This is a genomic window from Hydrocoleum sp. CS-953 (assembly GCF_002260545.1).
Classification (GTDB): Bacteria; Cyanobacteriota; Cyanobacteriia; order Cyanobacteriales; family Microcoleaceae; genus Trichodesmium.
In genome coordinates this window covers 1-11311 of the sequence record NZ_LGSU01001368.1, presented here as the reverse complement: position 1 = coordinate 11311, position 11311 = coordinate 1, and the positions used below count along the sequence as shown (strand labels likewise).

Sequence of the window (11311 nt, the reverse complement as noted above, 5' to 3'; positions counted from 1 at the left end):
GCGACAGCGCAACCCAACAAAAATATCTGTCTGTAATATAGAAGTCGTCAGGATGGTTAGGATATTCTCGCTCCTCTCAAATTTAGTTACAGTAAGAATTTAACTTCTGACTTGAGCTATATATCTGTTGGGTTTCGTTCCTCAACCCAACCTACGCTAACTACTCAACCCAACCTACGCTAACTAGAAGCGATATAAATAAAAGGAGAATTTTAATATGGATAGTGCAGTTACTTCAGAACAAGTGCAGGAACCTTTGCACTCAGCAGAGGAACATACCCACGACGAAGAAGGCAATAGTATGTTTGGGTTTATCGTTTTCCTACTTTCGGAAAGCGTAATTTTCCTCAGTTTCTTTGCCGGATATATTGTTTACAAAACCACAACTCCTAACTGGTTGCCACCAGGTATTTCTGGTTTGGAAGTTAGAGACCCTGCTATTAATACAGTAATTCTGGTTTCCAGTAGTTTCGTTATTTACTTTGCCGAAAAAGCTTTAGAAAAGGATAACTTAACTTGGTTTCGGATATTTTTGCTGGCAACAATGGCAATGGGAACCTACTTTGTAATAGGTCAAGGAATTGAATGGAATAGTTTAGAGTTTGGTTTTACCACAGGAGTTTTCGGTGGAACTTTCTATTTGTTGACAGGTTTTCATGGTCTGCACGTTATGACAGGTATTTTGTTACAAGGAATTATGTTAGGTCGCTCTTTCATTCCTGGCAACTACGACAACAGTCATTTTGGTATTAATGCTACTTCTTTATTTTGGCATTTCGTTGACGTAATTTGGATTATTTTGTTTATCCTTATCTATATTTGGCAGTGAAATAATTAAGGAGTCAGGAGTCAGGAGTCAGGAGTCAGAATAAATTTTTTGTGTAGCTGTCTACCTAAACAATTTCCCAAATTCTAAACTCTAATTCAGGGGTCAGAATAAATTTTTTGTGTAGCGCTCAAGCAGAGAAACCGGGTTTATTAAATACCTCACTATACTAACATCTACCTCTCATAAACCCGGTTTGTTATAACACTCCACCCACAAGCATATTTGATATTAAATATTACTTTTGACTTTTGACTTTTAACTTCTTCAATACATCTCAAAAAAACTATTAAAGGAAGAAAAAAATGATTATTGATGACCAACATTATGATGTAATTATTGTCGGCACAGGAGCAGGTGGTGGTACTTTAGCATATAAACTTGCTGAAACTGGCAAAAAAATATTAATCCTAGAAAGAGGTGATTTTATGCCTCTGGAAATCCAAAATAGAGCGCACGCTGATATCTTTAAAAAAGAACTTTATCGCGCCCATGAAAATTGGTATGATAATGCAGGGGAACCATTTTCTCCACAGACAAATTATGCTATTGGTGGCAATACAAAAATCTATGGAGCTGCCCTAATTCGGATGCGGGAAAAAGACTTTGAAGCAGTGGAACATCAAGAAGGAATTTCTCCAGAATGGTGTCTCAAATACAACGACTTTGAACCTTATTACACTGAAGCAGAACAACTTTATAAAGTTCACGGTCAAACAAGCAACGACCCTACCGAACCTCCCCACAGTGCAGAATATCCTTATCCCGCAGTTGAACACAACCCAGAAATTCAAAAAGTTGTCGAAGCGATCGCCGAACAAGGTCTACATCCTGAAACTTTACCATTAACTCTGACTCGCGAAGAGGAAGACCCCACTGGCGACTCGGAAGTATTCGGTATTGCACCACTACTCGACGCTCCCAATATTACTATTAAAGCTAATGCAAAAGTAGTTTGTTTACTCACCAACTCCTCTGGCAATACTGTCAAAGCAGTAGAAGTAGAAATTGGCAAACAATCATTTCTATTTTTTGGCGATATTGTCGTACTTGCTTGTGGAGCAGTCAATTCAGCAGCATTATTATTACGTTCTGCTAACGAAAAACATCCCGATGGTTTAGCAAACAGTTCCGGACAAGTTGGGCGCAACCTGATGAAACATCAGATGACCGCCATAGTGCAACCCAGTCCGAAACCTAACTCTGGTAACTTTCTCAGAAGCGTTGGTATAAATGATTTTTATTGGGGAGACGAGAATTATTCCTATCCAATGGGTCACATTGAGAACACAGGTGGGTTGCTCCAAGATATTACTTTTGCCGAATCTCCACCTATATTATCTGTGTTAGCAAAAGCAATGCCTGGGTTTGGTTTGAAACAGTTAGCATTGCGTTCCATTGGTTGGTGGATACATTCGGAGATATTACCAGACCCCAATAACCGCGTTGAAGTAAAAGGGGATAAGCTATTTTTCCATTACACTCCCAACAACTGGGAAGCACACGATCGCCTAGTGCATCGTTGGATGGATGTCTTGAAGTCAGTAGACAAAGTGGTTGGAAATGCTGTATTGAAGCGTGGTAGCATTTATCCTCGTGGGGAAGTTCCCATCGAAGTTGTAGCAAACCAGTGTGGTACTTGTCGGTTTGGGGAAGACCCGAAAACATCAGTTTTGGATATTAACTGTCGTACCCACGATGTAGATAATTTATATGTTGTAGATAGTAGTTTTTTCCCATCGAGTGCTGCCGTAACTCCTGCTTTGACAATTATTGCTAATGCTTTGCGAGTAGGGGAACATTTAAAAGAGAGATTACAGTAATAGTAGTAGCTTATCTAGACTAAAATTGTGGTTAAAAAAAACCTAACCCCCCAACCCCCTTCCCTGCTAGGGAAGGGGGAGTATTTCCCCTCTCCTTGTAGGAGAGGGGTTAGGGGAGAGGTCTTAATTTATGAAACTTACCCACATTTTTAAGCTAGAGGCGCTAGTAGTTTGAAAATTTAGAAATTATATTTTCCCCACGTTGGCAAATTTCAACGTGGGTTTTTGATGTTTTTATCCATCATTATTCATCTGTTCAAATAACTGTTGAACTGACAAAATAGGCAGACTTGCACCAGCAAAATCATCAGCATTGCGAGTAACAATAGCATCCACATTCTTAGCATAAGCACAAGCTAACTGGACTGCATCTTCAAAGTCCCTCAAATTAGAAGCAAAAGCAGTTTCTAAAATATTACGATTAACCTCGCAAATTTTCATTAATGCTAATGTCATAGCAACTGCTTCTCTTGCTCGTTCAATACTTTTAGTTTGTTTTCTAACAATGTAGAAAATATTAGTTAAAGTTGTTGCTGTGACAAATCCTTGTATTTGCTGAGATTGAATAGCTGTGAATAAAGTCCTTGCATCCTCAACAAATGCTTCCCGTTCTAGCAAAGCGTCTAAAACAATATTTGTATCTATTAAAACTCTCATTTTAGATATTTCTCCACTAAACGTTCTTCAAGTATCGCTTCAACTTCTGCATCATTTGGAGGTGGAGTGTCTGTTTTTCCTATTCCAATCATCCTGTCTAAAAAATCAGGAGGTAACTCTGGCCGAGGGCTAAGTTCTTCGCTCAAAGAATCTGCAATGGCCTGGAGTAATAACAGGCGATCGCTCACCGATAAATTTAGAGCTTTTTTTCTTAATTCTTGTAGTTCAGACATAATTTTTATTACCTTAAATATTTTGCTATAATATTAGCATATATTCTTCTAACTCTATTCACTATTATAGTTATGACTGTAAAAGTTAATTATCCTCATATAAAAATAGAGGAAAATCAACCACCACGACTACAAAGAATACCCAGGGTGCGTGTTGCTCAAATTGTTATGGATTATTTAGCTTATGGATGGTCTGTTGACGAAATGTGTCGCCAACATCCTTATTTAAGGCTTTCGGAAGCTCATGCAGCAATGGCATATTATTTTGACCATGAGGATGAGATTAATGCAGAAATTCGTCAGGAGTGGGAACAAGTACAGCGGGAAAAATCTGCTGCTGCTCCATCACCTTTTTTAGTAAGGATGCGTCTTAGGGGGTTACTATAAAATGTCTGTTCCACTTTACATGGATGTTCATATTCCCATAGCTATTACTCAACAACTACGTCGTCGTGGAGTTGATGTTATTACTGCAATAGAGGATGATGCTGCAGAATTATTAGACGACCAACTTTTAGCACGAGCAACTTTGCAAGGTCGAGTTTTATTTACTCAAGATATTGGTTTTAAGGTACTCGCTGAAACTTGGCAAAGTCAAGGGAAACCATTTGCTGGTTTAATCTTTGGTCATCAACTTGGAGGTACGATAGGGGAGTTTGTTAAGGATTTGGAATTGATTGCTTTAGGCTCTGAAGCTGATGAATGGCTGAATATAGTTGAATATTTGCCTTTTTAGTATCACTATGACTGGCATTGTGAGCGATCGCTTCTAAGGTAGGTTGGGTTGAGCTGGCGTTAGCGGAGCTTATCCGGAGGATAAACCCAACAAGTGGAAGTTTCTTGTTAGGTTTTCTTAATGTCTTCTTACAAAAATTGTTTCTGTGCGAAACTCCCTAAGACGAGACTTTTGGTCAAAGAAACAAATATATCTTGGTGTTGGGTTTCGTGACCTCAACCCAACCTACAAACTACTAAAGATACTACCGGACATGGTATTATTAAAATTTAAGATTTATAGGTGATTTTTTGAGGACTCCAACAATGGAATATATATTTGCCATAATAATACTTATTATTCTGCTAGCTTTGCTCAATTACTACCGAGGAAGATCGGTTGTAAAGTTTGAAAAAGAAAAAATGCTACCGATCCTAGATAGTTTATATCGTAATTCTAACTCTAGAGAAAAACATCAGCAATTCATCCAAACTTTAGGTGCTTTAGATGCAAAAATAAAGAAATACAAGGGTGAGGGCTATTCTTATACTCCTGGTAAATTAATGACTGAAAAGCTGCTCAAACACACTTCCCAAAAACCTCAAGATATGCTAGCACATGAGAGATTTTTAGAAGTGATAAAAAGAGCTGAGTCATTCAGTGATTTGATGCTTGAGGGAATGGTAAAACATCTGGCTGCATATCCTCAAGATCAACTAGCACATCAACGATTTATGACAGCAGTGGGCAAATGCCAGTATCTCAGCTCCAATTATCTCTTTAAGGAGTTGCTAGAACAAGAGAAAGTCAAACCAACATCCGATAGTTACGAGCGGTTAGCTATATCGGCTAGCAAAGCACACTTACTACCAACCGACCTAATCAATCCATTTATAGATTATCTGAATACAAATCCCATAAATTCAGATGTGCAGAGGATTTTTATGCAATGTATCACACATATAATGCTACTTCCTGAGTCTGAGAGAGAAAGAATCTATAATAGAGCATTGGATATCTTGGAAGATAATCCAGCAAGTTCTACTGCGAAGCAATTTGTTTTAACTGTAGGTAGATGGCATTTTGGAAAGTCTAGAAAAGGTGGAAAGCTCAGTATTTATGATGAACAGCGAATACAAAATGATATTTTTGCAAGAGTCCAGTAGGGTGCGCTAGCGAAGCGTAACGCACCTTTAATAATCTACTGATGGTTAGTCTCAAAAAAGTAGACCCACACATATTCAATGGTGCGTTACGACGGATTGTTAAATCCTTTTCATAGTCTGAATTTAAGCCTTCTAACGCCCCCTAAAAATTTACTGTTGTTGTTGACTTGCTGCTCGTGACTGAGCAACTGCTGCGGCAAATTCTGGATTTTGTTGTAGGTCTTCTGGAACTTCTCTTGCTTCATGTAAACCGATAGTATTTGACCAGTTGGTTTGATTATTCCATTTTATATTACTGAGGTTGGTACCAATGAGGTAGGCACCAATGAGGTCGGTATCTCTGAGGTTGGCACCACTGAGGTCGGCACCACTGAGGCAGGCACCAATGAGGATGGCATCACTGAGGTTGGCATCACTGAGGTTGGCACCAATGAGGTCGGCACTAATGAGGTTGGTACCAATGAGGTCGGCACTAATGAGAAACTTACCTACTATTTCTACAAAAGCACGATTCTCAAGACACTGACTATAACCAATAATCTTCAATAGTTTTGTGTTTTCAAAATCTTCACTATCACGTTTACCACAAGGATAAAAATGCAACTGCTCCCGTAACCCCTCCTGAGACTGCCCATAACGATGCAACTCAAACAACAAAATCATCACATTCAACCCCGTATAAATATCCACCCGACGTTGCCCAGACTCAATACCCCACTGCTGCAACTGCCTCCCCTTTTTCTGAGGTAAAGTTTCCTCGGTCGCTTCAATAAATTTCCCATCACACCAGTCAAGATAAAACCCATGCAACCGCTCAAACAACACCACCAACTCTACCTCACTTTTCACCAACAACGCCATCAAATATTCCACAACTTCCGCCGTCAAATTACTATAACCAAACAGATCGTAAACCTGCCATTCCAACTCCTCATCAGACACCACATAAGTCTTACGTCGCTTCCCAGTTTTCTCTGTCAAATCTTCCAGACTTTCTGCCATCCGTTTTGCACAGAGAAACTCACCAAAACTCTTATGAAAAAACTCCACAGAATTTTCTGCCCCTGCTGCCGACTTCAAATAAAAAGCAGCCAAAGCATTTTTCAACCCATCCTCTCGTTTATCTTGCCTAGCTTTTTCAATTAACGCCTGCAACTCCTTATATCCCTGTTTCACCAGTCGGTCTTCAATCATTTTTATAGCAGCATATTCACCACCAGACTGCACCACACACAACCCCGCTTCTGCCAACAAAATTTCTAAATCTTCTCGCTCCAACTGCGTAATTTCTCGACTAACATTTCCTCGCTGTTTTTCTAGCACCCATTTCAACGCCTGCTCATAAATCAAAACTTTTGTCCCACCAACATTAGTAGTAACAGACATCTCTACCTGTAACTTCTTATCTCGGTGCATTGCCACTAGCAAATATAACAACAGAGGTTCCCGCGCCAACTCCTTAACCTGCTCCGGACATTGTTGACTGTGCAAAAATTCCCGAAACTTTTCTGTTCTCGCTTCCCTTACAACCATCTGCCACTTTTTAAACCACTGTTGCTGAATATCATCACCCATTGGCAAAATACTTACCCGCTCTAAATTAGATGGCATCAACCTTTCAATACCATAAAGTGCCAAAGGTCTACCCGTAATCAACACCCGATGACCGCGCTCCTTATTTTCCCCTGCTCGTTTCTGAAACTGTGCCACCTGGTCTAAAAACACCTTCAAGTCATTACTCGCTCCCCGCTCCAACAATAACTCATCAAACCCATCCAGCAAAAACAGAAACCGAGTATTGCGGTCTGTCAACCAACCGCTATCAGTCTTCACAAAATCCCAACCCACAGCATCAGCTAAAGTCTCATCAATATTCGCAGCAAAATTTCTGACATCCCGCAACCGAATCAAAATAGGCGTATAAATAGGATGTAATTCCCGGCGCACCCAGTCAGCAAACATCCGGCAAAATACACTTTTTCCTCTTCCCGGCCCTGCTTGAATAAATAACACCTGTTTGTCTTTCTTTTTATCCACCAAAATTGTTTTTGCCCACTCCTCAATATTCTGAGATGTTGTTGTTTCTTGAACCTTCCCATCGGACTTAACAGATTTAACTTCTAGTGGCACATAAATTTGCCGAAAATAGAAATTTTCATCAAATACTTTTTCCTGTGGTTTAGTAGCGATGTTGTCTTTCAAATAATTATCAATACTGCCATAAACTTCCAAATCTTGCTGCCAACCATCCCCATAAATTCCAGCTAATTTTTTAGCATCATCTTTCACCTTTACCACCGCTTCTTTCATATAACGATGCGTACTGCGAGAGATTCTTTCAGTGACAATTTTGGCAGTATTTTCATCTAAACCAGATTCTTTTAAACGTGCAAATAAAATATCATCAAACTTTTTTCTCAAGGGAGAATCATAAAAACAAATCAAAGTATTCTTAGCATCTCTGTCATTAAAATTAATATCTTCATCCAACTTATTAATCTTTTTTTGTACCGCTTCCGAAGCCTCAGTTTCTGTCAGCCTCTCCGATATTTCTGGATGTTCTATAAAAAATTGTCTAAAACTTTCTAAATAAGCTACCTGAGCCACCAACTGCACCGCATCTTCCAACGTTGGTTCCCGCCGACTTTGTTTAACAATATAAGCAATAATTCCTGTTGCAATAGGCAAAAAAGGTAAACTCTCCTTTACAACTTTTCCTAGGGGAGAATTTAACACATCCAAAACAGAATCAATATTTTCAATAAAAGGTTTTAATTCCTTAGCATCCTTATTTTCTTGTAATGCTTTTGCTATTTCAAAAAGTGCCTTACTAGCTTCAACTCCACCTGTAACAATTCCGGAAGAATTGAATTTTATTTCTGTGTTTAGAACTTGCCAAATATTGCGCCAAAGTTTACCAGCCATAATTACTCTAAATATTAATATTAATTAGACTAATTATAACATTCTCAAATTTATATCATGATCCACTTGGCAACGGAAGTGTTATAAGAAACCGGGTTTGTCGGAGGTCGATGGTAGGGACGTTGCATGCAACGTCCGTACAAGGGCATTTGATACAAACCCGGTTTCTATGCTTTTTTTAAAGTTCGTAGAATTGCTCTAGCCCTAACTATAGATAAGGCTGAGAGCTATACTACAAACAAAATTTTTTTGATCACTAATCATCAGGACATGATATAATATGAAATCCGATTGAACACTCGTCATTGCGACGATAGGAAGCAATCTCCTGAGACCCCTGAGATTGCTATCCGTTCCGGAATGCTCCGCAAACCTTCCACTCCGTTCCACTCGCAATGACACAGGCTATAGTAATCATCAGGACATGATATAAGTGGACAAGCTGGAAGCTTGTGCTACAAAATAATTAAGGGTGCGCTACTAGAGCAACACCCCTTGATCAACAGGCTAACTTATATATAGCACTACAGAAAAGTGTTAGGACATTAATAAAATTAAAATCCTTTACAAACTATTGTTTGGACTTGAGCTGATAGCTGATAGCCGATAGCTGATGGCTAGAAATTACATCATTCCCATACCAGGCATTCCCATGCCACCCATACCGCCCATGCCGCCCATGCCGCCCATACCGCCATCCATATCAGGCGCAGCAGCTTTCGGCTCTGGTTTCTCAACAACTACAGCTTCAGTAGTTAATACCATACCAGCAATAGAACCAGCATTTTGCAACGCGGAACGTACCACCATTGCTGGATCGAGAATACCAGCACTAATCATATCTTCGTATTCGCCAGTTAAAGCATTATAACCAACACTGAAATCAGTAGAACGTACTTTCTCTACAACTACGGAACCTTCAGCACCAGAATTATCTGCAATTTGACGCAAAGGAGCTTCTAAAGCACGCTTCACAATATCAGCACCAATTTGCTCTTCATCTGTTAAGCTACCTTTTAGCTCATCAATTTTAGTAGACAAGTGAATTAAAGTAGTACCACCACCAGGTACAATACCTTCTTCAACAGCAGCTTTTGTCGCATTCAAAGCATCTTCAATGCGTAACTTCCGGTCTTTGAGTTCAGTTTCTGTAGCAGCACCAACTTTAATTACTGCTACACCACCAGCTAATTTAGCGATGCGCTCTTGTAATTTCTCTTTATCATAGTCAGAGTCGCTCTCTGCAAGCTGTTTGCGAATTTGACCAATCCGCTTTTTCACTTCTTCTGCTGTATCCCCACCAGCAACAATAGTTGTATTATCTTTATTAATAGTAATTTTGCGACCAACACCCATCATATCTAAGTCTGCCATCTCTAGACTCAGACCAACTTCTTCGGAGATGAGTTGACCACCTGTAAGAATAGCAATATCTTGGAGCATAGCTTTACGGCGATCGCCAAAACCAGGAGCTTTCACAGCAGCAACATTTAGTACACCCCGTGCTTTATTCACAACCAAAGTAGCTAAAGCTTCCCCTTCAATATCCTCAGCAATAATTAATAAAGATTGACCAGCACGAGCAACCTTTTCCAATACCGCGACTAAATCCTGAATAGAAGAAATTTTCTTGTCAGTAATTAAGATACGAGCATTTTCAAAATCTACTACCAAACGCTCTTGATCAGTTACAAAATAAGGGGAAAGATAACCACGGTCAATTTGCATCCCTTCCACAACTTCCAATTCTGTAGAAAGAGACTTAGATTCTTCAACGGTAATTACCCCATCCTTGGTAACTTTATCCATTGCTTCAGAAATCATTTTCCCTACTTCTGCATCACCACCTGCGGAGACTGTGGCAACTTGAGCGATCGCTTCTCCTTCTACTGGTTTAGCAACTGTTTCTATTTCTTGAACTAACTGATTAACAGTTTTCTCAATCCCTTTACGCACTGCTACTGGATTTGCGCCAGCAGCTACGTTTTTGAGACCTTCTTTAATCATAGATTGAGCTAAAACTGTAGCGGTAGTTGTGCCATCTCCAGCAATATCTTTAGTTTTAGATGCCACTTCTTGAATTAATCTAGCCCCTGTATTTTCTAGAGGATCTTCTAATTCAATATCCTTCGCTACGGTAATCCCATCATTAACAATCTGGGGAGCGCCAAATTTTTTCTCTAATAATACATTTCTACCCTTTGGCCCCATAGTGATTCTTACCGCATCAGCTAGGCTATTGATTCCACGTTCTAGAGCGCGTCTGGATTTATCATCAAATTCTACAATTTTGGCCATATAATTTCTCCTATTGCTTCCAAATAAAAATTTAGCACTCTAAACTATTGAGTGCTAGTTCGTGGAAACCGTACATTAAGGTAAGGAAGAAGGAAGAAGGAAGAAGTTAGAAGGAAGAAGTTATACCAATTTTATAAATGTTTATTACAAGTAGTAGAAGCAAGGAAGAAGGAGGAAGTCATTTCAGTTAGCCTCCTGCGGAGGAACTGCGTTAACAGTTATCAGTGAACCTCAGACCTTAGTCGGAGGCTTGAAATACTGAGTTAAATATTTTTTCATCCCCTTAAAAGGTGAAGCTTTGGACCTGATTTTTTGGTAAGAAATATTGAGGAAAAGAGCAAAAATGATAGATATAGCCGTTTATAATTAATTTCAGCAGTTATTTTTAACTATCTATGATATGTAAAAAATAGCTTTTCCAATCTATTTTAGATTGCTATCTCTATCATTTTATCCTTTTTGATCGATATTTACTCCTTCTGTCCTAGATAACTAAAGCGTTATTTCTTCCTCCTTAACTCATTAAGATATGAAATTATTAGACTAGCTATAGCAATCCTATTTTATTCGTGGCAAAAATCTTGCTGCTTTTTAGGCAAGAGGCAACAGGCAACAGGCAACAGGTAAGAGTTTCAAATTTTTTATTTACTTTTTAATTTATCACAACC

General features: G+C 39.1%; 9 protein-coding genes. 5 read left to right on the top strand and 4 right to left on the bottom strand.

Translation table 11 applies throughout. From position 1 onward, the window contains the following. Positions 1–217: 217 nt before the first annotated feature. Both AFK68_RS26420 and AFK68_RS26415 read left to right on the top strand, forming a co-directional pair. Positions 218–829 carry a heme-copper oxidase subunit III gene (locus AFK68_RS26420; RefSeq protein WP_094676484.1) on the top strand — a complete coding sequence of 204 codons (612 nt, stop codon included), beginning with the start codon at positions 218–220 and terminating at the stop codon, positions 827–829. A 302-nt stretch (positions 830–1131) separates the two neighbouring features. Then, complete coding sequence (locus AFK68_RS26415) at positions 1132–2649, top strand: GMC oxidoreductase (RefSeq protein WP_094676482.1); 1518 nt, start codon at positions 1132–1134, stop codon at positions 2647–2649. Between the two features lie 234 nt (positions 2650–2883). Here AFK68_RS26415 and AFK68_RS26410 read toward each other — a convergent pair whose 3' ends face one another. Beyond that, positions 2884–3306: a putative toxin-antitoxin system toxin component, PIN family gene (locus AFK68_RS26410; protein WP_094676480.1), complete on the bottom strand. Its 423-nt coding sequence runs from the start codon at positions 3304–3306 to the stop codon at positions 2884–2886. Beyond that, a complete protein-coding gene (locus AFK68_RS26405; RefSeq protein WP_094676478.1) occupies positions 3303–3539 on the bottom strand; it encodes a hypothetical protein in 237 nt (78 codons plus the stop codon). Before AFK68_RS26405 ends, AFK68_RS26410 begins: the two co-directional genes overlap by 4 nt. 72 nt (positions 3540–3611) lie before the next feature. Here AFK68_RS26405 and AFK68_RS26400 point away from each other — a divergent pair, with 72 nt between their 5' ends. From AFK68_RS26400 to AFK68_RS26390, 3 genes are all read left to right on the top strand, one after another. Further along, positions 3612–3926, top strand: a complete 315-nt coding sequence (locus AFK68_RS26400) for a DUF433 domain-containing protein (RefSeq protein WP_094676476.1) — start codon at positions 3612–3614, stop codon at positions 3924–3926. 1 nt (position 3927) lies between these two features. Next, positions 3928–4275: a DUF5615 family PIN-like protein gene (locus AFK68_RS26395; RefSeq protein WP_094676474.1), complete on the top strand. Its 348-nt coding sequence runs from the start codon at positions 3928–3930 to the stop codon at positions 4273–4275. A gap of 305 nt (positions 4276–4580) precedes the next feature. Continuing rightward, positions 4581–5420: a hypothetical protein gene (locus tag AFK68_RS26390; RefSeq protein ID WP_094676472.1), complete on the top strand. Its 840-nt coding sequence runs from the start codon at positions 4581–4583 to the stop codon at positions 5418–5420. Positions 5421–5570: 150 nt separating this feature from the next. On the opposite strand, the gene AFK68_RS26385 is transcribed toward AFK68_RS26390, so the two are convergent. Both AFK68_RS26385 and groL read right to left on the bottom strand, forming a co-directional pair. Next, positions 5571–8345: an NACHT domain-containing NTPase gene (locus tag AFK68_RS26385; RefSeq protein ID WP_094676470.1), complete on the bottom strand. Its 2775-nt coding sequence runs from the start codon at positions 8343–8345 to the stop codon at positions 5571–5573. A gap of 624 nt (positions 8346–8969) precedes the next feature. Then, complete coding sequence (gene groL, locus AFK68_RS26380) at positions 8970–10643, bottom strand: chaperonin GroEL (RefSeq protein ID WP_094673269.1); 1674 nt, start codon at positions 10641–10643, stop codon at positions 8970–8972. Positions 10644–11311 lie beyond the last annotated feature (668 nt).